Origin of the sequence: Paracidovorax konjaci (assembly GCF_900112675.1) — a bacterium.
Lineage (GTDB): Bacteria > Pseudomonadota > Gammaproteobacteria > Burkholderiales > Burkholderiaceae_C > Paracidovorax > Paracidovorax konjaci.
This window is the reverse complement of sequence record NZ_FOMQ01000012.1, coordinates 13904-39917: the sequence shown is the minus strand read 5'-3', so window position 1 is coordinate 39917 and position 26014 is coordinate 13904. Positions and strand designations below refer to the sequence as shown.

Sequence of the window (26014 nt, the reverse complement as noted above, 5' to 3'; positions counted from 1 at the left end):
CTAGGCGCGGGCCCCGAGGCCCTGCACGGTCTGGATGTTGAAGAGGTAGCCCGAGCCGCGCACGGTCTTGATGAGCGACGGCGCGCGCGGATCGTCGGAGAGCTTGTGGCGCAGGCGCGAGACCAGCAGGTCGATGCTGCGCTCGAAGGATTCCATCGACCGGCCGCGCGCGTGCTCCATGAGCTGGTCGCGGCTGCACACGCGGCGCGGCATGCGCAGGAAGGTGCACAGCAGGCGGTATTCGGCGTTGGAGAGCGGCACGGTCACGCCGTCCGGCGTGACGAGGTGGCGCTCCACGCTGTGCAGCGACCAGCCGTCGAACCGCACCACGTCGGCCGCGCCGCCGGGCACGGGCGGCGCGGTGCGCACCGGCGCGGCGGCACGGCGCAGCACGCTGTGGATGCGCGCCACCAGCTCGCGCGGCTCGAAGGGCTTGGTCATGTAGTCGTCGGCGCCCAGTTCCAGGCCCAGCACGCGGTCGTAGGCGTCGGCGCGGGCGGTGAGCATGATGATGGGCACGGCGGAGCGGGTGCGCAGCTCGCGCGCCAGGGCCATGCCGTCGGTGCCGGGCAGCATGAGGTCCAGCACCACGAGGTCCATGGAGCGCTCCGCCATGCGGGCGCGCATCGCGGCACCGTCGCGCGCGGCGTGGGCAGCGTAGCCGAAACGGCCCAGGTACTGGGTCAGCAGGTCGGTGATGTCGTCGTCGTCGTCGACCACGAGGATGTTTTGCATGGCGCGGACGCAGGTGCGGGCTGGAGCGGAAGGGATGGCCGAGGGGCCGCTGCCGGAGTGTAGGCAGCGCCCGCCCCCCTGGTCCGGCCGAACAGGGCGGTTTTCGCCCGGCTGTTCCGCCCTTGGACCGGCCGCTTGTACCAGCGCCGGTACAAACGGGACAAAACGCCGTTACCCGCGCCCCCAAGAATGCACCGCAGGCCGCAGCACCCGGCCACCGCGCCCGCAGGGGCCCGGCGCGGGGTTGCCGGGGCCGCCAACCCAACAGGAATCGAAAGGAACGACGATGACGACCATCAGTAGTGTCGGCAGCAGCGCATGGTCCTCCGCGGCGGCCATGCAGCGCACGCAGCCCCAGCGCCGCGGCCCCTCCCCGGAGGAACTGCTGTCCAAGCTCGACAGCGACGGCAGCGGCGGCGTGAGCGGCACCGAATTGCAGGGCCTGCTCGACAAGGTGGCGAAGAAGGGCGGGGCCGACGGCACCGCCCAGAGCGCCACCGACCTCGTGACGCAGTACGACAGCGATGGCGACGGCAACCTGAACGCGCAGGAGCTGGGCAAGACGCTCGAATCGCTCATGCCGCAGCGCTCGACCATGGACTTCGCACAGGCCCGGGGCACGGGCTCCGCGAGCGGGGCCACCGGCCAGGCGGGCGACGACCTGTTCGGCAAGGTGGACGAGGACGGCGACGGCAGCGTGAGCCAGACCGAGCTGCAGTCGCTGCTGGAGAAGATGTCCGGCGGCGCGGCCAGCGCCACGGGCACGAGCAGCGACGAGCTGTTCGGCCAGCTCGACAGCGACGGCGACGGCAAGCTCTCGCAGGCCGAGTTCGATGCGGGCCGGCCTTCGGACGGCGCGCAGGGCGAGTCGGCCGGCGGGGCCGGCGGCATGCGCATGGCGGGCGGGATGCCGCCGCCACCGCCGGGTGGCCCCGGTGGGCCCGGCGGCGCGGGTGGCGCGCAGGGTGCGAACGCCTCGGCGTCTTCCGGCAACAGCACCAGCTACGACCCGCTGGACACCAACGAGGACGGCACGGTGTCGGCCGCCGAGCGCGCGGCCGGGGCCATCGCCGCAGCCAGCGGCGGCACCAGCGGCAGCAGCGAAACCGACGCCGTCACCGCCCTCTTCAATGCCATCGACTCCGATGGCGACAAGAAGGTGAGCGACAGCGAGGCGCAGAGCTTCATCGCGCAACTGACGAGCCAGTACGCCGCGGCGACCTCGGCCAGCGGCGCGTCGGCAGCGTCTGCGTCCTCGTCGTCTTCCTCGTCCGGCACCGAGGGCGGAACCGGCCGGCAGGGCAGCGGGCGGCTCGATCTCGCGCAGCTCGCCGGCTTCGCGCGCCGGCAGTACGAGTCCGCCGCCAGCGGCTGGGCGGACACCCGCAGCAGCCATAGCGGCGCCGTCAGCGCCCTCGCCTGACGCGCGGGCTGCCTCGCCCGGTCGCGCTGGCCGGGCGGGGCGCACCGGTTGCCAGACCTCCGCAGTGCTGCGAAGCCCGTCAGTGGACGAGCTGCGGAGGCCGGCGCCTTCGGGTCCCCTGCCTCGATTCCGGCGCTCCGCGCCTGCGGTTTCCTGCCCGCATGCAGGGCGCGTGCTTCGGCGCCCCGCGGCATGCGTCCTACAGCCCGCGAACGGCCCCGGACCTACCTTGTGGACATCCGCAGCGCCGGCGCAGCGGCCGCCGTTTCCCCGGCCGCCGCACCGCCCGGCGCCTGCGCCTTCGCCCCCTCCGGGGCCGAACCCGACACAAGGAGCTTGACGTGGACCATCTGATGCAGGGAATGTTCGGCGAGAGATCGCTCACCAAGGTGGCCGGCATCTACACGGAGCGGGACCAGGCCGAGGCCATGGTCGGCCGCGCGCTGCGGCTGCCCGGCATGCAGCGCACGCAGGTGCGGCTGCTCGGCCCGCAGGACGCGCGCGCCTCGCGGCGCGACCTGTTCGGCCGCCAGCTGGAGCCCGAGCAGGCGGGCATCTGGCGCACCATCGTCCGCTCGCACGTGGTGACCGGGCTGGCCGGCGCGGTCGCGGGGGTGCTGTTCCATGCCTGGCTGCTGCGCGGCGGCCAGCCGATGGTGGCCAGCAGCCCGCTGCTGGCGTTCATCGCCATCGTGGGCTTCGCGACCACCTTCGGGCTGCTGTTCGGCGGGCTGGTGTCGCTGCGGCCGGACCACATCCGGCTGATCTCGCACGTGCGCTCGGCGCTGCGGGCCGGGCACTGGGCCGTGGTGGTGCACCCGACCGATTCGCACCAGGCCCTGGTGTCGCAGGACCTGCTGGAAGGCAGCGGGGCCGCGCAGGTGGTCTCCACCCTGTGAATCCGCTGCCCGCGCATTCAGAGCCAAACCCCCTCCATGCCGCCGGATCCATTCGATAGTTTGCTATTTATTCGATAGCAACCACTGCTGCACCGCCGCAGGGTAGATGGCGTGCTCCTGTGCCAGCACGCGCGCGGAGAGGTCCGCCGCCGTGTCGCCCGGCAGCACGGGCACCACGCCCTGGGCGAGGATCGGGCCCGAGTCCAGTTCGGGGGTGACGAGGTGCACCGTGGCGCCCGCCACCTTGCAGCCCGCATCGATGGCGCGCTGGTGGGTGTGCAGCCCGGGGAAGGCCGGCAGCAGCGAAGGGTGGATGTTCACCAAGCGCCCCGCGTAGTGCGCCACGAAGCCGGGCGTGAGGATGCGCATGAAGCCCGCCAGCACCACCAGGGCGGGGGCGTGCGTGTCGATCTGCTGCGCCAGCGCCTCGTCGAACGCCTCGCGCGAGGGGTAGGCCTTGTGGTCGAGCGCGCCGGTGGCGATGCCCTGCTGCCGCGCCCAGGCCAGGCCCGCCGCGTCGGCCCTGTTGCTCAGCACGGCCGCCACCTGCGCGCCGTGGCGGCCGGCCCAGTCCTGCGCACGGGCCGCCCGGACGATGGCCGCCATGTTGGAGCCGCCGCCCGAGATCAAAATCACGATGTTCTTCATGGGGCGCGGATTATCGCCGCGTCCTCCCCGCCCTCCCGCCCGACAGCCCCCCGAGCCCGCCATGCCCTTCGATCCCCGACTGACCCCCCTCTCCCCCGCCGAAGCCCGCGTGCTCGGCACCCTGATGGAAAAGGCCCGCACCGTGCCCGACAGCTACCCGCTCACGCTCAATGCCGTGGTCACGGGCTGCAACCAGAAGTCGAGCCGCGACCCGGTGATGGCCCTCGTGGACGCACAGGCCCAGGAAGCGCTGGACAGCCTGCGCCACCGCGCCATGGTGGTGGAGATCGGCGGCCAGCGCGCCACGCGCTGGGAGCACAACTTCCCGCGCGCGGCCGGCGTGCCCGACCAATCCGCCGCCCTGCTGGGCCTGCTCATGCTGCGCGGCCCGCAGACGGCCGGCGAGCTGCGCATCAACGCCGAGCGCTGGCACCGCTTCGCCGACATCTCCTCGGTCGAGGCCTTCCTGGACGAGCTGCAATCGCGCAGCGACGAGAAAGGGGGCCCGCTCGTCGCGTTGCTGCCGCGCGCCCCGGGCGCCCGCGAATCCCGCTGGACGCACCTGCTCTGCGGCCCGCTCTCGGCCGACGAGCTGGCCGCGCAGGCGGCCCAGGCCGCGGCGCCCTCGCCCGCCGCGGCGCGCTCGGCCGACCCGGCCCTGGCCGAACGCGTGGCCGCGCTGGAGTCCGAAGTGGCCGCGCTGCGCCAGTCGCTGGCCTCGCTGTGCGCGCAGCTCGGGGTGTCGCTCCCCGGACAGGAATAAAAAGCACGACCGTGCTACAACCGGCGGACCGCATGGCGCGCCACCGGCCGGCCGCCCCGCACGCCCCTATTACGGAGACACCGCATGGACCTTGCATTCACCCCCGAAGAGCAGGCCTTCCGCGAAGAGATTCGCGCATGGGTCCGCAGCCACCTGCCCCCCGAGACCGCGCACAAGGTGCACAACGCGCTGCGCCTGTCCCGTGACGATCTGCAGGGCTGGGCGAAGATCCTGGGCAAGAAGGGCTGGCTGGGCTTCGGCTGGCCCCAGGAATTCGGCGGCCCGGGCTGGACCGCCGTGCAGAAGCACCTGTTCGAGGAGGAATGCGCCCTGGCCGGCGCACCGCGCATCGTGCCCTTCGGCCCGGTGATGGTGGCGCCCGTCATCATGGCCTTCGGCTCGCCCGAGCAGCACCGGCGCTTCCTGCCGGGCATCGCGAGCGGCGAGGTCTGGTGGAGCCAGGGCTACAGCGAACCGGGCTCGGGCTCGGACCTGGCCAGCCTCAAGACGCGCGCCGAGCGCCGGGGCGACAAATACATCGTCAACGGCCAGAAGACCTGGACCACCCTCGGCCAGTACGGCGACTGGATGTTCAACCTCGTGCGCACCAGCACCGAGGGCAAGCCCCAGACCGGCATCTCGTTCCTGCTGCTGGACATGAAGTCGCCCGGCGTCACCGTGCGGCCCATCAAGCTGCTGGACGGCGAATGCGAGGTCAACGAGGTCTTCTTCGACAACGTGGAAGTGCCCGCCGAGAACCTCATCGGCGAGGAGAACAAGGGCTGGACCTACGCCAAGCACCTGCTCTCCCACGAGCGCACCAACATCGCCGACGTGAACCGCAGCAAGCGCGAGCTGGAGCGCCTGAAGCGCATCGCCAAGGCCGAGGGCGTGTGGGACGACCTGCGCTTTCGCGACCAGATCGCGCTGCTGGAGGTGGACATCGTCGCGCTGGAGATGCTGGTGCTGCGCGTGCTCTCGGCCGAGAAGTCGGGCAAGAACTCGCTGGACATCGCGGGCCTGCTCAAGATCCGCGGCAGCGAGATCCAGCAGCGCTATGCCGAACTGATGATGCTCGCGGCCGGCCCCTACGCGCTGCCCTTCATCGAGGAGGCCATGGAGGCGGGCTGGCAGGGCGATGCGGCCCTGGGCGCGCTCGGCGGCTTCCCGGGCGGCACGGCGGCCAACGCGCCGCTGGCGTCCACGTACTTCAACCTGCGCAAGACCACGATCTACGGCGGCAGCAACGAAGTGCAGCGGAACATCGTCGCGCAGACCGTGCTGGGCTGACGCCCTGCACGGTCCGCGCGATGCGCGACAGGACTGCTCCCCCCGGCCCCCTCCGCGAGGGGGTTCCGGCATGAGCTTCGCTGATCTTTGAGGGGTGGCGCGAGCGCCCTGCCCATCGGCTTTTGGAGACGACCATGGATTTCGATTTTTCCGACGACCAGCAATCCCTGCGCGACGCGGTGCGGCGCTGGGTGGACAAGGGCTACACGTTCGAGCGGCGCCGCGGCATCGTGGCGGCGGGCGGGTTCGACCGCGCCGCGTACGGCGAGCTGGCGGAGCTGGGCCTCGCGGCGCTCACCGTGCCCGAGGCGCAGGGCGGCCTGGGCCAGGGCGCCGTCGATGCGATGGTGGCCATGGAGGAGCTGGGCCGCGGCATCGTGCTGGAGCCGCTCGCGCAGACCTTCATCGCCACCGGCGTGCTGTCGCAGTGCGCACCCGAGGCCGTGCAGGCCGAATGGCTGCCGCGCATCGCGAGCGGCGAGGCGCTGGTGGTGCTGGCCCACCAGGAGCGCAAGGCGCGCTACCGCCTGGATGTCTGCGAGGCAAAAGCATCCGATGCCGCCGGAAACATTACGATCTCTGCTATCAAAAGCATAGTACCCGCGGGCGACCGGGCCGATGCCTTCCTGGTGCCGGCGCAGTGGCAGGGCCGCATCGCGCTCTTCCTGGTCGAGCGCACCGCGCAGGGCGTGGCCACGCGCGGCTACCTCACGCAGGACGGCAGCCGCGCGGCGGAGGTGCAGCTCACCGATGCGCCTGCCACGCTGGTGGCCGAAGACGGCCTCGCCGCGCTGGAGCTGGCCGTGGACATCGGCATCGCCGCGGCCTGCGCCGAGGCCGTGGGCGTGATGGAGCAGACCGTCGCGCTAACCGTCGATTACATGAACCAGCGCAAGCAGTTCGGCGTGCCGATCGCGAGCTTCCAGGCGCTGCGCCACCGCGTGGCCGACATGAAGATGCAGCTGGAGCTGGCCCGCTCGATGAGCTACTACGCCAGCCTCAAGCTCGGTGCCCCGGCCGATGAGCGCCGCCGAGCCCTGGCTCGCGCCAAGGTGCAGCTCGGGCAGTCGATGCGCTTCGTGGGCCAGCAATCGGTGCAACTGCACGGCGGCATCGGCGTGACCGACGAATACATCGGCAGCCACTACTTCAAGAAGCTCACGCAGCTGGAGATGGCCTGGGGCGACACCCTGCACCACCTGGGCGAGGTGTCGGCGCACATGCAGGACACGGCGGGCGTGTTCGCCTGAACGGAAGCGACAACCCCCTGTGGCGCTTCGCGCCTTCCCCCTTCCCTCACAGCGCTGCGCGCTGTGGAAGGAGGACAACGCCGGTGGCCGGGCAAAGCCCGCTCCACGGCGTTTGCTGGCATGGCCTGCTCCGCGGCCTTCAGACGGGTGGCGCAGGGCCAGTGGCGGGTGCCACAGTCAAAGCGCGACACGGTGAGGAAGCGAGGAGGCGGCCCATGGATCGCGAGCGGTGCAGTGCCTCGATGAAATGGAGCAACGGAAGCGCCCCTGCCGCGCGGTGAACGGGCGCCTATTCCGACACCACCTCGAACGCCAGGAACTGGGTGACCTGGGTGTCGCTGAAGTTGTTGTCGGACACCAGCACGAGGCTGCGGCGGCCGTTGGCGAGGCGGGGGCCCCAGGCCATGCCTTCGATGTTGTCCACGGTGGGCAGGCCCAGGCGGTTGAGGTGGGCCACGAGGCGCTTGCGCACCGGCGTGAACGGGGCCGACGCGAGCGACGCGATGCCGGCCACGTCGCTCGCGCCGCGCGTGTCCACCTCATAGAGGCGGATGTCCATGCGGTAGCGGTCGTCGCTGCCCTGCACCCCCGAGCGCTCCAGCACGAGGAAGCGGTCACCGTCCACGGCCAGCATTTCCGAGAGGCCGTTGTCCCCGTTCTTGCCTGGCGCCGGCGTGCCCTGGATGGGGTCGAGCGGGTAGGCCAGTTGCCGCAGCACGGCCCCGGAGCGGCTGTACTGCAGCAGGCGCGCGGTGGCGCCGGCCGTGGGGGTGGGCAGCGGGCCGTCCTGGTAGAGCGGCGCCTCCATGCCGGCCCAGAGGGTTTCGCCGTCGGCCGACAGCGTGAGCCCCTCGAAAGCGGCGTTGTTGCGCGTGCCGGTCTGCGCGGTGGGCGACACCTTGAAAGCCGGCGGCAGGGGCAGCGCCGCGATGGCGCGGCCGCCCGCGTCCGCATGCATCACGAAGGGGTCCAGGCCCAGGTTGCGGTCGCCCTCGCTGGTCCACCACAGGCTGCCGTCGCGCGGATCGACGCGCACGGCTTCCGGGTCCGGCACCGTCTGGCCGGCGGCGGCGGTGGAACGGCCGGGGTAGGTGCCGCCATCGGCCTGCCGCAGCGCGGTGCCGCGCACGAACTCCACAGGCCCGAAGGACGACAGGTCGTATTGCAGGCGGGCGGTATAGAAGCGCGCCGGGTTCTTGTCGGAGCGGTCGTCGCTCAGCAACACCCAGGTGTTGGCGCGGGGATCGAAGTCGATGCCCGAGAGACCGCCCACCAGGGTGCCGTCCACCTGCAGGGTGTTGGCCACCCGCTGCTCCCCGATGAGGCGCACCTGGATGTCGCGGGTGCCGCCATCGCTGCCGCCGCAGGCGGGCAGCAGCAGGGCCAGGGCAAGTGCGCCGATGGCGCCGAGATGTCGGAACATGGTGGGTCTGGTGGATGGAGCGGGAGGCCGACCTTAAATCGGCCGTGTGACACTTCCGCTGCAGCCAACCCGCGGTGCCCTGCCCTGCAGCGTGCATTCCCCCGGGCCGCCATGCGCCCCTGCGCACATCCCCCGCACTGCCGCATCGCCTGCAAGCGGGACGGCGGCCGGGCGGCTCACCAAACCGCCACCCTCACCATTGCATGCATGGCGCTGCATTGACGCGGCGGTGCCCCCCGCCGAGAGTGCGATGCCCTACACACCGAAGAGGAGCACCGCACATGACGTCCCCCTGGACCCGCACACTGGGCATCGCCTGCCTGGCCTTCATGGCCACCCCTGCCTGGAGCGAGGCGGCCGCGCCGCACGCCCGGCAGCGCCCGGCCTCCGCGGCCGCAGCCCATGCCGCCGGCACGCTTCCCGCGCGCGAGGTGGTGGGGTACTTCACGTCCTGGGGCATCTACGCGCGCGGCTACACCGCCAAGAGCCTGGCCACCCAGGGCGCGCTGCCCTACCTCACCACGCTGAACTACGCCTTCGGCAACGTGCAGCCCGCGCAGGCGGACGGCACCGGCCCCATCGGCTGCCAGCTCGGCGATGCCTGGGCGGACGTGCAGCGCCCCTGGACCGCCGCGGAGAGCGTGGACGGCGCGGAGGTGGACGGCACGCAGGCGCTGCGCGGCAACTTCCAGCAATTGCGCGTGCTCAAGCGCCAGCACCCGCAGCTCAAGGTGCTGGTGTCGCTGGGCGGCTGGAACGGGTCGAAGTGGTTCTCCGACGCGGCCCTCACGGCCGCATCGCGCAGCGCGCTCGCGAAATCGTGCATCGATCTCTTCATCCGCGGCCGCATCGGCGGCGAGACGGAAGGCAACGGCGCGGGCGCCGGGGTGTTCGACGGCTTCGACATCGACTGGGAATACCCGGCCGCAGAAGGTGCGCCCGGCAACACCGTGCGGCCCGAGGACACCGCGAACTTCACGCTGCTGCTGCAGGAATTCCGCCGCCAGCTCGATGCGGTCAACCCCGCGCTGCGGCTGACCATCGCCGCGCCCGCGGGGCCGCAGAAGAGCGCGAAGCTCGACCTCGCCGCGGTGGCGAAGACGGTGGATTTCATCAACCTCATGGCCTACGACCTGCACGGATCCTGGGAGAGCCGCACCAACCACCAGGCCGCGCTCGCGCCCAGCCCGCGCGACCCCGACCGCGCGCAGGAACTCTCGGTGGCCGAGGCGGTGGCCCGCTACCTGCAGGCCGGCGTGCCGCCTCGCAAGATCGTGGTGGGCGCACCGCTCTACTCGCGCGGCTGGAGCGGCGTGGGCACGGCGGGCGACGGCCTCTACCAGGCGGCCACGGGCCTGCCCGCCGGCACGTTCGAAGCCGGCATCGAAGACTTCAAGACCGTGCGCGCCAAGCCCGGCTTCACGCGCCACTGGGACGCCTGGGCCCGCTCGGCCTGGCTCTTCGACGGCAGCACGTTCTGGACCTTCGACGACGAACCGGTGGTGCGCGAGAAGGCACGCGCCGTGCGGCTCACGGGGCTGCGCGGCCTGATGTTCTGGGAACTGTCGGGCGACGGGGGCGAGCTGGTGCGCGCGGCTGGCGACGAACTGTCACGTTCGCGCTGAGGCCGGCCCCGGGCGGCCGGGGCGAATCCGGGATAATCCCGCGATATCCCAGCCGCCGGGCCCCGTGCCCGGCGCTCCACTTTCTGCACGAGACATGAGCGCCACCGCCACCTCCACCGACCCCAATCGCCAACACCTCGAAACCGCGCGCGAGCAGATCTCGCGCGGTGACCTCCAGCAGGCCGCGCTCACCTTGAACAAGGCGCAGAAGGCCCTTCCGAACGACCCGCGCGTGTTCCTGCTGGCCGGCCTCATGGCCGAGAAGGCCTCCAACATTCCCAAGGCCTTCGAGGCGCTGAACCGCGCCGTGACCCTCGCCCCGGACTGGGGCCCGGCACAGCTCGAACTGGCCCTGCTGCACGCCCGCCAGAACCAGTTGCACGAGGCCGTGCAACTGGCCGAGAAAGTGGCCCTGCGCGAGCCGCGCAACCTCATCGTGCTGGCCGGCGTGGTCGACATCGCGCACCGCTCGGGCAACCTCGAGATGGCCGTGCGCCACCTGCGCCGCGGCCTGGAGATGGTGCCCGGCGACGTGCAGCTGCGCCGCCTGCTCGCACGCGACCTGAGCGACCAGGGCAACCACGCCGAGGCGCTGCAGACCTGGGGTGCGCTCATCGACGAGAACCCGCAGGACACCGAAGCCCGCCTGGGCCGCGTGAAGACCTACATCGCCGCCGGCACCCCGGCGCGCGCCGTGGCCGACACCACCGCCCTGCTGGAGATCGTGCCCGGCGACTCCGTGGTGGCCTACTACACGGCGATCGCCCACGGCGTGACGCCGCCGCACCAGCCGCCGGAGCTGCAGCGCGGCCTCTTCGACAGCCTGGCGAGCCTCTACGACCGCCACATGGTCGCGGGCCTCAAGTACAAGCTGCCGAAGATCGCGGGCGAGAAGATCCTGGCGCGCTTCCCCGACAAGCACCTCAACCTGCTCGACCTGGGCTGCGGCACCGGGCTGCTGGGCGTGTGCCTGGGCCGCATCGACGGCTTCCTCATCGGCGTGGACATCTCGCTGAAGATGATCGAGCAGGCCGCGCGCCACAACGTGTACGACCGCTTCCACCACGCGAACCTGCTCGATGCGCTGCGCGACACGCCCGCCAACACCTACGACGTGGTGGCCGCGCTCGACGTGTTCATCTACGCGGGCGACTTGGCCGACACCGTGCCCGATGCGCACCGCCTGCTGGTGGCGCACGGCGATTTCATGTTCTCGTGCGAGACCGCGCCCGAAGACGGCCCCGACCTGGTGCTGCAGGCCAGCGGTCGCTACGCGCACAAGCGCAGCCATGCCAAGGCCGTCTGCCAGGCCGCGGGTTTCAAGACCATCGAAATCGAAGACCTCGTGCTGCGCTACGAGAACAACGAGCCCGTGCAGGGCTTCCTGGTGACGGCACGCAAGAGCGCCTGAGACGCAGGCCAGTCATTGGTCGCCGCCAGTCTGCGCATGAGCGAACGGCGGGCTCAGAGGCACAGGGCAGCGCCCTCCTGGAGCGCCTGCCGGGAAGGCGCAGACCGCGGTCGGGCGCGGATGAAGAAGCGAAATGCACTGATTAACCATCACTGCATTCGCAGAAAGATGGGTGGGCCCTACGATGCAGCCGCTCGCCGCGTCCACAGGGCTTCATGGTGAAGGTTCTGGCAGTTTCGCTCCCTGTGGGCCGAAGCAATCACAACGTCCTGCTTCACGCCACATGACCACGAAACACAGCCGCAGGCCCACCCGGCATTCCCGGCACCGGCAGTCCGCCCACCCCACTGGCATCGTTCCCGCCAGCGTCCAGGAGGCCTTGAAAGAGGCGATGCGCGCAGAAAAAGTCCCCGAGGGGGACTTCGACGATCTGTTGTGGATCATGGCGCAGGAGTCCAGCGGCGTCGTCGGCACGCGCAATCCGAAATCCACAGCCCGCGGACTCTTCCAGCTCCTGCAAGCACAGTACGGCTTGAACCCGAACGGAGAGCGGTCCTTCGGCAACGCCGTCGAGGAATGCCAAGGAGGCATCCGCTATATCTACGGGCGCTACCACTCTGCCAAGCGCGCCCGGATCTTCTGGGAAAAGCACCACTGGTATTGACCATGAGAAAAGCATTTGCGCTGTTCGTCATCGCGATGGCCCCCGTCGCCATGCCCTGGGCCGCAGATACCAGCACGCCGGCGTTCGCGGATTGCCCCGTGGCCGTTTCCCCGCCTGCACGGCGCGCGCCGGTGGATCTGGCCAACGCCGAGAGCCGCGCCTATGCCACCCAGCTCAGACGTGCCGCCAAGGAGCCCGTGAACTTCGCAGGGCACTACGTACTGGCCTCCTGGGGCTGCGGCGCAGGCTGCGTCACGGGAGGCGTCATCGATGCCCGCACCGGCAGCGTCACCCTTCTGCCCTTCACGGTGTCCGACTGGCCCCTCGACGTGACCGAGCCCCTGGCCTTCCGCAAGAACAGTTGCATCCTGGTGGTTCAAGGCAGCAGGAACGAAACGGGCGGCGGCACGCATTTCTACGCCTTTCGCCAGGGCGAATTCCAATGGCTGAAATCCCTTCCGCGGTAATCGGAAACCCCGGGGCCGCCTGCCACGTGCGGCCGCCGGTGCGCCCCGTCCACCGGCTCGCCATGGCCCGCCGCCGCGGGCACTGCTGAGCCCCGCCCCACCCTTCGTCACCGGCGCTCAGAAACCCAGCGCGTGCGGCAGCCAGGTGGAGATCGCGGGCACGAAGGTGAGCAGTGCCAGCACGATCAGGTGCGCCGCCAGGAACGGCGGCAGTTCGCGCGTGAGCGCGGCCAGCGGCACCTTGGTGGCGACCGAGGTCACGAAGAGCAGGCCGCCCACGGGCGGGGTGATCATGCCCAGCGTGAGGTTGACGATCACCACCATCGCGAAGTGGATCGGGTCGATGCCGAGCGCACTCGCGATGGGCGCGAGAATGGGCACGAGGATCATCACGCCCGGCAGCGGTTCCATGAAGATGCCGAAGAGCAGCAGCAGGATGTTGACCGCGATGAGGAAGGTGACGGGCGAGAGGTCCCAGCCCACGATCGTCTGCGCGAGCTGCTGCGGAATGCCCTCGATGGTGAGCACCCAGGCAAAGGCGGCCGACGCCGCCACGACCAGCAGCACCGAGGCCGTGAGCAGGGCCGAGCGCGCCGCGATGTGCGGCAGCGCCTTCCACTCCAGCGTGCGGTAGATCCACTTGCCGCACACGAGCGCGTAGAAGACCGCCACCACCGAGGCCTCGGTGGGCGTGAAGATGCCGAAACGGATGCCCACGAGGATCAGCACCACCAGCATGAGCGCGGGAATGGCGCGCACGCTGTTGGAGAGCATCTCGCGGCCCGTGGGGCGGGGCTCGCGCGAGCGGTAATCGCGGCGCACGCAGACGCGCCAGTTGACCACCGCCATGGCCAGCGCGATGAGGATGCCGGGCGCGAAGCCCGCGATGAAGAGCGCGCCCACCGAGACCTGCTCGTCCTGCAGCGCGTAGATGATCATGATGATCGAGGGCGGGATGATCGGCCCCACGATGGCCGTGCTGGCCGTGAGCGCGGCCGCGTAGGCGCGCGAGTAGCCCGCCTTGTCCATCATCTTCACCATCATCGAGCCCGGGCCGGCCGCATCGGCCAGGGCCGATCCGGAGATGCCCGAGAACAGCGTGAGCGAGAGGATGTTGGCGTGCCCGAGGCCGCCGCGCAGGTGGCCCACGAACTGTGCCGCGAAACGCAGCAGCACCACGGTGAGCGCTCCGCCCGACATGATCTCGGCCGCGAGGATGAAGAACGGCACGGCCATGAGCGGAAAGCTGTCGATGCCCGTGAACATCTCCTTGAAGACGATCAGCTGCGGATAGCGCCCGCCCACGAAGACGGCGATGGATGCCGACATCGCCAGCGCGAAGGCGACGGGAAAGCCCAGCGCCATCAGCACGATGGCGGAAACGAAAAGGGTGATGGCCATGGTGTCAGGTCCTTGTGCCGGCCATCAGAGCGAGGCCGCCGATTCGGCGTCCATCTCGTCGGATTCCACGTAGCGTCCGTCCCGCACATAGCCGCGGGCCATGAACACCAAGTGCACGAAGAGCAGCAGGAAGCCCGCGGGCATGGCCGAGTAGATCCAGGCGAACGGAATATCGGTGGCCGGCGTGGTCTGGAAGCGCGTGGCCCAGACGTACTGCACCGAGAACCATGCCATGGCGAGGAAGAACACGCCCAGCGCCGCCACGATGAGGCCACGCAGCACGCGCGCACCGCGCTCGCCCAGCACGTGGTGCAGGTTGTCGATCGCCACATGCCCGCCGAAGCGCAGCACCAGCCCCGCGCCGAGGAAGGTGCCCCAGATCATCAGGTGCCGTGCCACCTCTTCGGCCCAGACGATGGAGTCTCCCGTGGTGTAGCGCAGCACCACGTTGGCGAAGACGATGCAGGCCATGGCCAGCAGCAGGAAGATCAGCAGCCAGCGGTTGCAGGCCACCAGTGCGCGCTCGAAGCGTCGGAACATGGATGTGTGGTGCGAAGGGAAAAGGTGCGGTGCATCGGGAAGCGGCGATGCCCGGGCGGGCCGGGCATCGATCGCATCGGCCCTGCGGCGCCGCACTGCGCGGCGGCCGCGGGGCCGTGGCCGGGCTTACTTGGCGCCGGTGATCTGGTCCAGCGTCTTCTGGCCGAACTTGGCGGCGTACTGCTTGTAGGCGGGCTCCAGCGCCTTCTGGAACGCGGCCTTGTCCACCGATTCCACCACCTGCATGCCGGCGGCGTTGACCTCGGCAAGGCCCTTCTGCTCGACGTCGTCCACGAACTTGCGCGACGCCTGCGCGCCGGCCTTGGCGCCCTGCGTGAAGGCGGCCTTCTGCGCGTCGTTCAGGCCCGACCAGAAGTTGGGCGAGACGATGAGCGCCATCGGCGCGTAGACGTGGCCGGTGAGCGAGAGGTACTTCTGCACCTGGGGCAGCTTGGCGGAGACGATCACCGACATCGGGTTCTCCTGGCCGTCGATCGTGCCCTGCTGCAGCGCACCGATCACCTCGGGCCACGACATCGGCGTGGGCGATGCGCCCAGCGTGCGGAAGGCGGTGATGTGCACGGGGTTTTCCGTCACGCGGATCTTGAGCCCCTTCAAGTCGGCCGGGGCCTTCACCGGGTGCTTGTTGTTCGTGAGGTGGCGAAAGCCCTGTTCACCCCAGGCCAGCGCGATCAGCCCGCGCGCCTTGAACTTGCCCAGCAGTTCCTGGCCGAAAGCGCCGTCGAGCACGCCGCGCGCATGGGCCGTGTCGCGGAACAGGAAGGGAATGTCCACCACGCCCACGTCGGGCACGAAGTTGCTCAGGGCGCCCGTGGAGACGATCACGGCCTCCACCGTGCCGAGCTGCAGGCCTTCGATGAGCTCGCGCTCGCCGCCCAGCGCGCTGGAGGGGAACTGCTTGAACTTGAAGGCACCGTTCGTGCCCTTCTCCACTGTGTCCGCCCAGGCCTGGGCTGCCGCGCCATAGTGCGAATTCACAGCCAGGGCATAGCCGAGCTTCACTTCCTTGGCCTGCTGTGCATGGGCTGCGCCCGCCGGCAAGCCTGCCAGGGCAGCGACCGCCGCAGCGGCCACCAGGCAGTGCCGGCGGCGGGTACCCGGGGCAACAGCCACCGGCAGGGAGCAAGACACGGAAGGGGCGAGAGCGGATTCGGCAGCGATGCGCATGGTGCAGTCCGGTGAAGAAAGGGTGAGGGCCCGGGGCGGGCGAGAAGGCATGGAGCGCCCGGAGGCGGCCGGCGATTATGGCCACCGCAGCACCTTCGCCGAAAGCGGGAATGCCCTGAATGCGCCCTTTCCGCACAGGCCGCACCGCATCGTGGGACGCAGCGAGGCCGGCCGCCGCCCCCTCAATCCATACTGACCTTCGCTTCTTTCACCAATGCGGCGAACCGCGCCGTTTCCGCACGGATCTTCTGTGCCAGTTGCTCGCTGCTGCCCGGCGTGGGCTCGGCGCCGACGTCCTCCATGCGCTTGCGGAAGTCGGCCGACTGGATGATCCGGACCATCTCGGTGTTGAGCCGCGCCACCACGTCGGCGGGCGTGCCGGCCGGTGCCAGCACGCCGAACCAGGTGCCGATGTCAAAGCCCTTCAGCCCCGCCTCGTCCAGCGTGGGCACATCCGGCAGCGCGGTGGAGCGCTGCGCCGTGGTGACCGCCAGCGCGCGCAGCTTGCCCGCGCGGATGTGCTGCAGCACGGGCGTGACGGTGTCGAATGACAGGGTGATCTGCCCGCTCAGCAGGTCCACCGCCATCGGGCCGCTGCCTTTGTAGGGCACGTGCGTCATCGACGTGCCGGTGAGGTGGGAGAACTGCGTGCCGATGAGGTGCTGGGCCGTGCCGTTGCCGTTCGAGCCGTAGGTGAGCTTGCCGGGCTGGGCCTTCATCAGCGCCACCAGCTCGGTCACGCTGGTGGCCGGCACCGCGGGATGGACCACCAGCACGTTGGGCACGGTGGCGATGGCGCCCACCGCCACCAGGTCGCGCTGGAAGTCGTAGGGCAGCTTGCGGTAGACGCTGCCCGCGATGGTGTGGTGCACGGCGCCGATCAGCAGCGTATGGCCATCGGGCCGGGCCTTGGCCACGTAGTCGGCGCCGAGCGTGGCCCCGGCGCCCGGTTTGTTCTCGACGATGACCGCCTGGCCCAGCACCTGCGACAGCCGGTCGCCGAGCGCGCGGGCCAGCACGTCCGTGGTGCCGCCGGCCGGGAACGGCACGATCAGGCTGACGGGGCGGGACGGCCAGGACTGCGCCGCGGCGGTGCCCGGCAGGGCCTGCGTGCAGGCCAGGGCTGCCAGGATTGCCAGGGCCGGGCGGCGCCGGAGCGGGAGTGCGGGAAGGTGGGCCATGCGTGTCTCCTTGGGGTCGTTGTCGTTGCTTCGTCTGCGGCCGCATGCCTGGCGGGCCGATTCCCATCGCTGCATCGCTGCATCGCCCGGCCGCTCAGGAGCGTGCAGCGGGGTGCGATGCGCAAGGCCGGCCCAGGCCCCGCCGCGGCATCGCGCAGCCAGCGCCTGGGCTGTCGCGCCCCGCGCGCCGCGGCTTGGCCTGGCATGGCCTGGGGGGAGGTGCTCAGGCCGCGCGGCGCAGCGCTCCGGCCCGCAGCCGTTCGCACACGGCGGCCGTCACCTGCGCGGTGGTGGCGCTGCCGCCCAGGTCGCGCGTGTGCAGGGAGGGGTCGGCCGTCACCTGCTCCACGGCGGCCATGAGCCGCGCGGCCGCTGCGGCTTCGCCCAGGTGCTCCAGCAGCATCACGCAGGACCAGAACGTGCCGACCGGGTTGGCCAGCCCCTGCCCCATGATGTCGAAGGCCGAGCCGTGGATGGGCTCGAACATCGAGGGGTAGCGCCGCTCCGGGTCGATGTTGCCCGTGGGCGCGATGCCCAGGCTGCCCGCCAGCGCCGCGGCCAAGTCGCTCAGGATGTCGGCGTGCAGGTTCGTGGCCACGATAGTGTCGAGCGTGCTCGGGCGGTTGACCATGCGGGCGGTGGCGGCATCCACGAGTTCCTTGTCCCACGACACCTCGGGGAACTCGCGCGAGACCTCCTGGGCGATCTCGTCCCACATCACCATGGCGTGGCGCTGTGCATTGCTCTTGGTGACCACGGTGAGCTGCCGGCGGGGCCGCGACCGGGCGAGCTGGAAGGCAAAGCGCATGATGCGCTCCACGCCCGCGCGGGTCATCATCGAGACATCGGTGGCCGCTTCGAGCGGATGGCCCTGGTGCACGCGCCCGCCCACGCCGGCGTACTCGCCCTCGGAATTCTCGCGAACGATCACCCAGTCCAGGTCGGCGGGCCCGCAGCGCTTGAGCGGCGCGTCGATGCCCGGCAGGATGCGCGTGGGCCGCACGTTGGCGTACTGGTCGAACCCCTGGCAGATCTTGAGGCGCAGCCCCCAGAGCGTGACGTGGTCGGGGATGTGCGGATCGCCCGCCGACCCGAAAAGGATCGCGTCCTGCCCCTTCAGCGCCGCGAGCCCGTCGGCGGGCATCATCTCGCCATGGGCGCGGTACCAGTCGCCGCCCCAGCCGAAATCCTCGAACGCGAAGCGGAACGCTTCGCCGGAAGCGGCCAGCGCCTCCAGCACCTGCCGGCCCGCGGGCACGACCTCCTTGCCGATGCCGTCTCCGGGAATGGTGGCGATTCTGTAGGTTTTCATGCGGGGCTCCGGCTCCAGTGCAATGCGAATGCGGTGTGCGATGGAGCGCACTCTATGGCGCCCGGCGCTCCGCCTTCCGGTGCGAAACTCAAGCCATTGTTGAATACAGGTTAACGATGAAAACCACTGGCGCCACCGGCATCCAGCCCGCAGAACTGGGCTTTTTCTCGACCCTCGCGGGCAGCGGATCGCTCAGCGCGGCGGCGCGTGAACTGGGCATCTCCACGGCCGCCGTGAGCAAGCGGCTGTCGCAGATGGAAGCCCGCACGGGCGTCGCGCTGGTCAGCCGCAGCACGCGGCGCATGGGCCTCACCCCCGAGGGCGAGGTGTTCCTGGAGCACGCGCGCCGCATCCTCGCGGACATCGACGGGCTCAACGAACTGCTGGGCCAGGCGCGCAGCAGCCCGCGCGGACTGCTGCGCGTGAACGCGACGCTGGGTTTCGGCCGCATGCACATCGCGCCGCTGATCTCCCGCTTCGCGCGCCGGCATCCCGGCGTGGAGATCCAGCTGCAGCTTTCGGTGCATCCGCCCGCGCTCACCGAGGATGCCTACGACGTCTGCATCCGCTTCGGCGAGCCGCCCGAGGCGCGCGTGATCGCACGCCGCCTGGCGGTCAACCGGCGCATCCTCTGCGCGGCGCCGGCCTACCTGCGGCAGCACGGCACGCCCCGCACCCCGCGCGATCTGGAACAGCACCAATGCATCGGCATCCGGCAGGGCGACGAAGCCTACGGCCTGTGGCGCCTGAGCACGGGCCGCGGCGCGCGCCTGCGCACCGAAGCCGTGAAGACCCACGGCCCGCTCGCCACCAACGACGGCGAGATCGCCGTGCGCTGGGCACTGGACGGGCACGGCATCCTGCTGCGCGCCGAGTGGGACGTGAACCGCTACCTGCACAGCGGCCGCCTCGTGCAGGTGCTGCCGCAGTACGACACCCCGGCGGCCGACATCTACGCGGTCTATCCGCAGCGCCACCGGCTCTCCAGCCGCGTGCGCACCTTCGTGGACCACCTGGCCGATGCCTTCGGGCAGGCAGGGGACGCACTGCGCGCCCCGGCGGGCGCCGGCTGAGGCGAGGGTGCCAGGCGCGTCCACGCCGCCCTGCCGCACCCTGCCTGCACGGCCGGGCCGGGCACGCCGCGGTTCAGCTCACCAGCCGCGACGACTTCGGCACGTGGGCGATGAGGAACTCCATCTGGTCGGCCAGGATGCGCCGGTTGCGCAGGATGAAGTCTTCCCAGAGGCTGGGCACGTAGGGCGTGTAGAGCAGCGGCATGTGCGCCTGCTCGGGGGTGCGCGGGCCCTTGCGGTGGTTGCAGGCGCGGCAGGCAGTGACCACGTTCATCCAGTGGTCCACGCCGTTGCGCGCGAACGGCACGATGTGCTCGCGCGTGAGGTCTTCTTCGTGAAAGTGCCCGCCGCAGTAGGCACAGACGTTGCGGTCGCGTGCGAAGAGCTTGCTGTTGGTGAGCGCGGGCTTCAGCTCGAAGGGGTTGATATTGGGAACGCCCTTGGTGCCGACGATGCTGTTGACCTCGATCACCGACTGCTCGCCCGTGAGCGCGTTGTGGCCGCCGCGGAATACGGCGATGGGCGCACCGGACTCCCAGCGCACCTCGCCCGCTGCATAGTGGGTGACCGCCTGTTCGAGCGAAATCCAGGATTGCGGCAGCCCTTGGGCCGACAGCTTCAAGACCTTCACAACATCCTCCTGCAACGCGACAAGATTCGGAACGCTGATGTCTCGCGGGCGGCTGGGGGCCTCCCGTGCCGCACAATATACTCCCATTTCATGACAGATTGGCGTCCAGCGCTTGATGCACCTGCGCTGCGCGCTATCAAAAAAATAGCAATCCGATGAAGATCTTCCGAGGCCTCCACCACCCCGGCATCGCTGCGGCCTGCGCGGTCACCATCGGCAACTTCGACGGGGTGCACCGCGGGCACCAGGCCATGCTGGCCCTGCTGCGCAGTGAAGCCGCGCACCGCGGCGTGGAGAGCTGCGTGCTCACCTTCGAGCCGCATCCGCGCGACTATTTCGCCGGCGCGCTGCGGCGCCCCGAACTCGCGCCCGCGCGCATCGGCACGCTGCGCGACAAGCTGGAAGAGCTGGCCCGCTGCGGTGTGCAGCAGACGGTGGTGCTGCCGTTCAACGAGCGGCTCGCGCGCCAGGCGCCGCAGGCCTTCATCGACGATGTGCTGGTGGGGGGCCTGAACGCCCGCTACGTGCTGGTGGGCGACGACTTCCGTTTCGGTGCGCAGCGCGCGGGCGACTACGCCATGCTCGATGCCGCGGGCCGCACGCGGGGCTTCGACGTCGCACGCATGAACAGCTATGAAGTCCATGGCCTGCGCGTTTCCAGCTCGGCCGTGCGCGAAGCCCTCGCCCGGGGCGACATGGGCGGCGCGGCCGCCCTGCTGGGCCGGCCCTACGCCATCAGCGGGCATGTGGTGCACGGGCGCAAGCTCGGCCGTGCGCTGGGCGCGAGCGCCGATGGCGCGGGCGACGGCTTCCGCACGCTCAATCTGCGCTTCGCGCACTGGAAACCCGCTGCCAGCGGCATCTTCGCCGTGCACGTGCACGGCCTGTCGCAGCAGCCCCTGCCGGGCGTGGCCAACCTGGGCGTGCGCCCCTCGCTCGACCCTTCCGACGTGAACGGCGGCCGTGTTCTGCTGGAGACGCACTGCCTGGAGTGGCCCGTCCACCTGGGGGCCGAAGGGGCCTACGGTAAAATCGTCCGCGTGGAACTCCTGCACAAACTGCACGACGAGCTGAAATACGACAGCCTCGACGCCCTCACCGCCGGCATCGCCAGGGATTGCGACGACGCGCGGGCATTCTTCGCGTCCACCCCGGCCGCCAGCTACACGGAAACCCGTCGCCAGACCACGCGCGACCGAATTTGACGCGGCGCGGGCCCGGCGCCCGCACTGGCCGCCGTCCCTCCCCACCGCTCCGCGCGCCGCCCGGCGCAGCCCCGTTCCCACCCATCCCGTCCTGGCGGCCCCGGCCCCTCGCCGGCAGCCCTGTACCCTAGCCCAGCCATGTCCGACACCACGAATTCCGCCACCGAATCCAGCCCAGGCACCGACTACCGCGCCACGCTCAACCTGCCCGACACCCCCTTCCCCATGCGCGGCGACCTGCCCAAGCGCGAGCCGGGCTGGGTGAAGGAATGGGAAGACAAGGGCCTGTACAAGCGCCTGCGCGACGCACGCTGCGGCGCGCCGAAGTTCATCCTGCACGACGGCCCGCCCTACGCCAACGGCCAGATCCACATGGGCCATGCGGTGAACAAGATCCTGAAGGACATGATCACCAAGGCACGGCAGCTCGAAGGCTTCGACGCGCTCTACGTGCCGGGCTGGGACTGCCACGGCCTGCCGATCGAGAACGCCATCGAGAAGAAGCACGGCCGCAGCCTCTCGCGCGACGACATGCAGGCCAGGAGCCGCGCCTACGCCACGGAGCAGATCGCGCAGCAGATGGGCGACTTCCAGCGCCTGGGCGTGCTCGGCGAATGGGACAACCCCTACAAGACGATGAACTTCGCCAACGAGGCGGGCGAGATCCGCGCGTTCAAGCAGGTGATCGAGCGCGGCTTCGTGTACCGCGGCCTCAAGCCCGTGTACTGGTGCTTCGACTGCGGCTCGTCGCTGGCCGAGTTCGAGATCGAGTACCAGGACAAGAAGAGCACCACGCTGGACGTGGCCTTCAAGGCCCACGACCCGGCGGCGCTGGCCGCCGCCTTCGGCCTGCCGGCGCTGGCGCGCGATGCCTTCGTGGTGATCTGGACCACCACGGCCTGGACCATCCCCGCCAACCAGGCGCTGAACCTGAACCCCGCAATCCGCTTCGCGCTGGTGGAGACCGAGCGTGGCCTGCTGGTGCTGGCCGAGCCGCTGGTCGAGGCGTGCCTGCAGCGCTGGGGCCTGGAAGGCCGCGTGCTCGCCACCACGCCCGGAGAAAAGCTGGGCGGGCTGGAGTTCGAGCATCCCCTCCACAACGTGCATGAAGGCTACCGACGCCTCTCGCCCGTGTTCCTGGCCGACTACGCCACGGCGGACGACGGCACCGGCATCGTGCACTCCTCCCCTGCCTACGGGCTGGAGGATTTCAACTCCTGCCGCGCCAACGGCATGGCGTTGGACGACATCCTGAACCCGGTGCAGGGCAACGGCACCTATGCGGCCGACTTCCCGCTCTTCGGCGGCCAGCACATCTGGAAGGCCGTGCCGGTCATCATCGAGGCGCTGCGGGATGCCGGCCGCCTGATGGCCACGAAGGACATCGTCCACAGCTATCCGCACTGCTGGCGCCACAAGACGCCCGTGATCTACCGCGCGGCCGCGCAGTGGTTCATCCGCATGGACGAGGGCGAAGGCGTGTTCACCAAGGACAAGGCGCCCAAGACGCTCCGGCAGACGGCGCTGGAGGCCATCGAGCACACGGGCTTCTACCCCGAGAACGGCAAGGCGCGCCTGCACGACATGATCGCCAACCGGCCCGACTGGTGCATCTCGCGCCAGCGCAGCTGGGGCGTGCCAATACCGTTCTTCCTGCACAAGGACTCGGGCGAACTGCACCCGCGCACGATGGAGATCCTCGACCAGGCCGCGGACATCGTCGAGCGCGGCGGCATCGAGGCCTGGAGCCGCGTGACGCCCGAGGAGATCCTCGGCGCCGAGGACGCTGCCTGCTACACCAAGAGCACCGATATCCTGGAGGTGTGGTTCGACTCCGGCTCCACCTTCTTCCACGTGCTGCGCGGCACCCACTCCGGCGTGCACCACGACAGCGGCCCCGAGGCCGACCTCTACCTCGAAGGCCACGACCAGCACCGCGGCTGGTTCCATTCGTCGCTGCTGCTGGCCTGCGCGCTCTACGGCCGCGCACCGTACAAGGGCCTGCTCACGCACGGCTTCACGGTGGACAGCCAGGGCCGCAAGATGAGCAAGTCGCTCGGCAATGGCATCGATCCGCAGGAGATCAACAAGAAGCTGGGCGCCGAGATCATCCGCCTGTGGGTGGCCGCCAGCGACTACTCGGGCGACATCGCGGGCGACGACAAGATCCTGGCCCGCGTGGTCGATGCCTACCGCCGCATCCGCAACACGCTGCGCTTCCTGCTGGCCAATGTGAGCGACTTCGACCCCGCCCGCGATGCCGTGCCGTTCGACCAGATGCTGGAGATCGACCGCTACGCCCTCACGCGCGCCGCGCAGTTCCAGGCCGAGGTGCTCGCCCACTACCAGGTCTACGAATTCCACCCGGTGGTGGCCAAGCTGCAGCTCTACTGCTCGGAAGACCTGGGCGGCTTCTACCTCGACGTGCTCAAGGACCGGCTCTACACCACCGCTCCCAAGAGCCTCGCGCGGCGCAGCGCGCAGACCGCGCTGCACCAGATCACGCACGCCATGCTGCGCTGGATGGCGCCGTTCCTCTCGTTCACCGCCGAAGAGGCGTGGAAGGTCTTCGGCGCGTCCGAGAGCATCTTCCTGGAAACCTACGCCACGATCCCGAGTGGCGACGAGGGCCTGGGCGCCAAGTGGGCGCGCATCCGCGAACTGCGCGATGCCGTCAACAAGGAGATCGAAACCCTGCGTGCGGCGGGCCAGGTGGGCTCGTCGCTGCAGGCGGTCGTCACGCTGACGGTGCCGCCCGAGGACCACGCGCTGCTGGCGAGCCTGGGTGACGACCTGAAGTTCGTCTTCATCACATCCGCTATCGAATTAGTAGCAGGAAATTCAATGGATATCGCGGCAAGGCCCAGTTCCGACACCAAATGCGAGCGCTGCTGGCATTACCGCGCGGACGTCGGCCACGATGCGGCGCATCCCACGCTGTGCGGCCGCTGCACCAGCAACCTGTTCGGTACCGGCGAGCACCGGGAGCACGCATGATGGCGGCGCGCGGCAACAGCCTGTCGTCCCGCGGCGGCGCTCTCTGGCCGTGGCTGGCCTGGGCCCTGCTGATCCTGGTGGCCGACCAGTTCACCAAGACGCTGATCCTGGGCTACTACCGGCTGGGCGATGCGACCTACGTCACCAGCTTCTTCAACATCGTGCGCGCCCACAACACCGGTGCCGCGTTCTCGTTCCTGGCGGATGCGGGCGGCTGGCAGCGCTGGGTGTTCACGGGCATCGGCGTGGCGGCCGCGCTTTTCATCGTGTGGCAACTGCGGGCGCACCCCGGGCAGCGGCTCTTCTGCTTCTCGCTCTCCAGCATCCTGGGCGGCGCGATCGGCAACGTGGTCGACCGCATGATGCACGGCTACGTGGTGGACTTCCTCGACTTCCATGCCCGGGGCTGGCACTTCCCGGCCTTCAACCTGGCGGATTCGGCGATCACCATCGGGGCGGTGTGCCTGATCCTCGACGAGCTGCTGCGGGTGCGCAAAACCTCCTGAGTGCCGGGGCGCTCAGCCCACGGAACGCAGGGCACTCGCCTCCGCCACGGTGCGCTTCGCCTGCCGGGCCCGCTCGCGGATGCCGGCAGGCGGGCCCAGTTCGGCCACCACGCCCATCGCCAGCACCTCGTTGAGCAGCCGCCGCTGGCGCAGCATGGCCTGGGGCGTGGCGATCCACGCCGTCTCGGGAGAGCGCTGCAACCGGGCCGCATCCACGGGCTGCGCCATTTTTTCCTGGACCCGGCGCTCGAATTTCCGGCTCACGACGGACATGGGCCGGTAGAGAGATTCCGGCGCGGCCCTGAACGTGTCCGGAATTCCCCGCCGGGCTGTTTGGAATTCCTCGGCGAGGGCCGCACCGCTTTCGAGCAGCAGGCCATCGAGCGCATCGCGCTGCACCGGGCCGGAGATGCCGTCGAGAGACAGCCGGGTCCTCACGAGCCTGGGCTGGTCCGACATCTGTCCGTCCACCGCGAAGACGACCGGCCCCCGCAGCCAGGAGTCGATGACCACGGCGTGCTTCGGCCCGCGGCCATCGCGCAGTTCGGTCCACGCATGGCTGATGACTTCGGTCGTCACCAGGCTCAGCGACTCGCCCGCCTTCAGGCGATCGGCATGCAGCATCTGCCCGACCGCCGACTGCTCCCCGCAGTTTCCGGCGCCGGCCATCAGGGCGCTGGCGCCGTACGCACAGCTCCACGGCCACTTCGCCTGGCTCAAGCCGTCCGCAAGCACCCTGGCGGCTTCCACGAGGCGCGTGCTTTCTCCCCCTGTGCGCTGCACGTCCGGCAGGACATTGCCCTTGCCGTCGGGGAGCAGGCTGGCGGTCTGCTCGCGGGTAAAGCCCGCCCTGCGCAACCGGAGCAGGTCCGGGCCCGTCGCAGGCCGGCCATCCACGGCAAGGGCCAGGAGATAGCCGCGCAGTTTGGCGTCGGCCAGGCGCTGCAGGTCCTGCCGCGGCGGAAGGCCTCCCTGCGTGGGGTGCGCCTGTTTTCTCGCCGCCGCCCGCGAGACCAGGCCGCTGGAGGGCATCGGCACGGATTCGGGCGGCGGGCCGGCAGGCTGCGCCATCGGCTCCGACGTCGCGGCGGCGCCGCGCGGGGCGGCGGTGGCACGGAGACTCGAAAGGGGCGGGTTCATGGCAAGCCTCCGGCGTAAGGGGTCAGGGATGGCGCCCGGCCGACCGGGGCCGCCCGCATCCGGGCGTGGTCGGTCGATGTTCGGGCCGCAGGGAGCGGTCCGTGCGAAGGCTAGCCACGGCCCCGCTCCTTGAGCCGTGTGTGGCGAAGCCGGTCCGGCGAATCCGAAGCCTGAAGCCCGCACACCACCGCAGACCGCGGCTGCGGGTTGTCATCGCCCCGTCACGCCGCTCGGCTCCAATG

General features: G+C 70.3%; 23 protein-coding genes. 13 read left to right on the top strand and 10 right to left on the bottom strand.

What is annotated here, in order from left to right:
- Nucleotides 1-735: a response regulator gene (locus BM144_RS16840; RefSeq protein WP_092954753.1), complete on the bottom strand. Its 735-nt coding sequence runs from the start codon at nt 733-735 to the stop codon at nt 1-3.
- A 286-nt stretch (nt 736-1021) separates the two neighbouring features.
- Here BM144_RS16840 and xopAW point away from each other — a divergent pair, with 286 nt between their 5' ends.
- Both xopAW and BM144_RS16830 read left to right on the top strand, forming a co-directional pair.
- On the top strand, nt 1022-2158 hold the full coding sequence (gene xopAW, locus BM144_RS16835) for an EF-hand domain-containing protein (protein ID WP_092954750.1): 1137 nt from the start codon (nt 1022-1024) through the stop codon (nt 2156-2158).
- Nucleotides 2159-2499: 341 nt separating this feature from the next.
- The gene (locus BM144_RS16830; RefSeq protein ID WP_092954747.1) at nt 2500-3057 is read left to right on the top strand and encodes a hypothetical protein; all 558 of its coding nucleotides are present in this window, start codon (nt 2500-2502) and stop codon (nt 3055-3057) included.
- A gap of 63 nt (nt 3058-3120) precedes the next feature.
- Here the strand turns inward: BM144_RS16830 and purN are convergent, their stop codons facing one another.
- Nucleotides 3121-3705: a phosphoribosylglycinamide formyltransferase gene (purN, locus tag BM144_RS16825; protein ID WP_092954744.1), complete on the bottom strand. Its 585-nt coding sequence runs from the start codon at nt 3703-3705 to the stop codon at nt 3121-3123.
- Nucleotides 3706-3766: 61 nt separating this feature from the next.
- Between purN and BM144_RS16820 the strand changes: the two genes are divergently transcribed.
- The 3 genes from BM144_RS16820 to BM144_RS16810 all read left to right on the top strand — a co-directional run bounded on the left by BM144_RS16820 (nt 3767) and on the right by BM144_RS16810 (nt 7008).
- The gene (locus BM144_RS16820; protein WP_092954741.1) at nt 3767-4468 is read left to right on the top strand and encodes a YceH family protein; all 702 of its coding nucleotides are present in this window, start codon (nt 3767-3769) and stop codon (nt 4466-4468) included.
- Between the two features lie 84 nt (nt 4469-4552).
- Nucleotides 4553-5758: an acyl-CoA dehydrogenase family protein gene (locus BM144_RS16815; RefSeq protein WP_092954738.1), complete on the top strand. Its 1206-nt coding sequence runs from the start codon at nt 4553-4555 to the stop codon at nt 5756-5758.
- Between the two features lie 134 nt (nt 5759-5892).
- Complete coding sequence (locus BM144_RS16810; protein WP_092954735.1) at nt 5893-7008, top strand: acyl-CoA dehydrogenase family protein; 1116 nt, start codon at nt 5893-5895, stop codon at nt 7006-7008.
- 289 nt (nt 7009-7297) lie between these two features.
- Here the strand turns inward: BM144_RS16810 and BM144_RS16805 are convergent, their stop codons facing one another.
- Nucleotides 7298-8431: an esterase-like activity of phytase family protein gene (locus BM144_RS16805; RefSeq protein WP_092954732.1), complete on the bottom strand. Its 1134-nt coding sequence runs from the start codon at nt 8429-8431 to the stop codon at nt 7298-7300.
- 281 nt (nt 8432-8712) lie between these two features.
- Between BM144_RS16805 and BM144_RS16800 the strand changes: the two genes are divergently transcribed.
- From BM144_RS16800 to BM144_RS16785, 4 genes are all read left to right on the top strand, one after another.
- Nucleotides 8713-10056: a glycoside hydrolase family 18 protein gene (locus BM144_RS16800; protein ID WP_092954729.1), complete on the top strand. Its 1344-nt coding sequence runs from the start codon at nt 8713-8715 to the stop codon at nt 10054-10056.
- Between the two features lie 94 nt (nt 10057-10150).
- Nucleotides 10151-11467 (top strand): tetratricopeptide repeat protein, encoded by a 1317-nt coding sequence (locus BM144_RS16795; protein ID WP_092954726.1) that lies wholly within the window; start codon nt 10151-10153, stop codon nt 11465-11467.
- Between the two features lie 283 nt (nt 11468-11750).
- The gene (locus tag BM144_RS16790) at nt 11751-12131 is read left to right on the top strand and encodes an aggregation-promoting factor C-terminal-like domain-containing protein (protein ID WP_245783701.1); all 381 of its coding nucleotides are present in this window, start codon (nt 11751-11753) and stop codon (nt 12129-12131) included.
- 2 nt (nt 12132-12133) lie between these two features.
- Nucleotides 12134-12598 carry a hypothetical protein gene (locus tag BM144_RS16785; RefSeq protein WP_092954723.1) on the top strand — a complete coding sequence of 155 codons (465 nt, stop codon included), beginning with the start codon at nt 12134-12136 and terminating at the stop codon, nt 12596-12598.
- 117 nt (nt 12599-12715) lie between these two features.
- Here BM144_RS16785 and BM144_RS16780 read toward each other — a convergent pair whose 3' ends face one another.
- From BM144_RS16780 to BM144_RS16755, 5 genes are all read right to left on the bottom strand, one after another.
- On the bottom strand, nt 12716-13999 hold the full coding sequence (locus tag BM144_RS16780) for a TRAP transporter large permease (protein ID WP_092954720.1): 1284 nt from the start codon (nt 13997-13999) through the stop codon (nt 12716-12718).
- A 24-nt stretch (nt 14000-14023) separates the two neighbouring features.
- Nucleotides 14024-14539, bottom strand: coding sequence for a TRAP transporter small permease (locus BM144_RS16775; RefSeq protein ID WP_092954717.1), 516 nt, complete (start codon nt 14537-14539; stop codon nt 14024-14026).
- A gap of 126 nt (nt 14540-14665) precedes the next feature.
- Nucleotides 14666-15727 carry a TRAP transporter substrate-binding protein gene (locus BM144_RS16770; protein ID WP_092954714.1) on the bottom strand — a complete coding sequence of 354 codons (1062 nt, stop codon included), beginning with the start codon at nt 15725-15727 and terminating at the stop codon, nt 14666-14668.
- A gap of 182 nt (nt 15728-15909) precedes the next feature.
- A complete protein-coding gene (locus BM144_RS16760) occupies nt 15910-16908 on the bottom strand; it encodes a Bug family tripartite tricarboxylate transporter substrate binding protein (RefSeq protein ID WP_092955039.1) in 999 nt (332 codons plus the stop codon).
- A 223-nt stretch (nt 16909-17131) separates the two neighbouring features.
- Nucleotides 17132-18220 carry a tartrate dehydrogenase gene (locus tag BM144_RS16755; RefSeq protein WP_092954709.1) on the bottom strand — a complete coding sequence of 363 codons (1089 nt, stop codon included), beginning with the start codon at nt 18218-18220 and terminating at the stop codon, nt 17132-17134.
- 116 nt (nt 18221-18336) lie between these two features.
- Between BM144_RS16755 and BM144_RS16750 the strand changes: the two genes are divergently transcribed.
- Nucleotides 18337-19293, top strand: a complete 957-nt coding sequence (locus tag BM144_RS16750; protein WP_092954706.1) for a LysR family transcriptional regulator — start codon at nt 18337-18339, stop codon at nt 19291-19293.
- A gap of 73 nt (nt 19294-19366) precedes the next feature.
- On the opposite strand, the gene BM144_RS16745 is transcribed toward BM144_RS16750, so the two are convergent.
- Nucleotides 19367-19924: an HNH endonuclease gene (locus tag BM144_RS16745; RefSeq protein WP_092954703.1), complete on the bottom strand. Its 558-nt coding sequence runs from the start codon at nt 19922-19924 to the stop codon at nt 19367-19369.
- A gap of 155 nt (nt 19925-20079) precedes the next feature.
- Between BM144_RS16745 and BM144_RS16740 the strand changes: the two genes are divergently transcribed.
- The 3 genes from BM144_RS16740 (at nt 20080) to lspA (ending at nt 24632) form a co-directional block, all read left to right on the top strand.
- Entirely contained in the window at nt 20080-21129 is a 1050-nt protein-coding gene (locus BM144_RS16740) for a bifunctional riboflavin kinase/FAD synthetase (RefSeq protein ID WP_092954700.1), read from the top strand.
- 138 nt (nt 21130-21267) lie between these two features.
- Nucleotides 21268-24126: an isoleucine--tRNA ligase gene (ileS, locus tag BM144_RS16735; protein WP_092954697.1), complete on the top strand. Its 2859-nt coding sequence runs from the start codon at nt 21268-21270 to the stop codon at nt 24124-24126.
- Nucleotides 24126-24632 carry a signal peptidase II gene (lspA, locus tag BM144_RS16730; protein WP_092955036.1) on the top strand — a complete coding sequence of 169 codons (507 nt, stop codon included), beginning with the start codon at nt 24126-24128 and terminating at the stop codon, nt 24630-24632. The genes ileS and lspA overlap by 1 nt, the downstream gene beginning before the upstream one ends.
- Before the next feature lie 12 nt (nt 24633-24644).
- On the opposite strand, the gene BM144_RS16725 is transcribed toward lspA, so the two are convergent.
- Entirely contained in the window at nt 24645-25772 is a 1128-nt protein-coding gene (locus BM144_RS16725; protein ID WP_092954695.1) for a hypothetical protein, read from the bottom strand.
- Nucleotides 25773-26014: the final 242 nt, after the last annotated feature.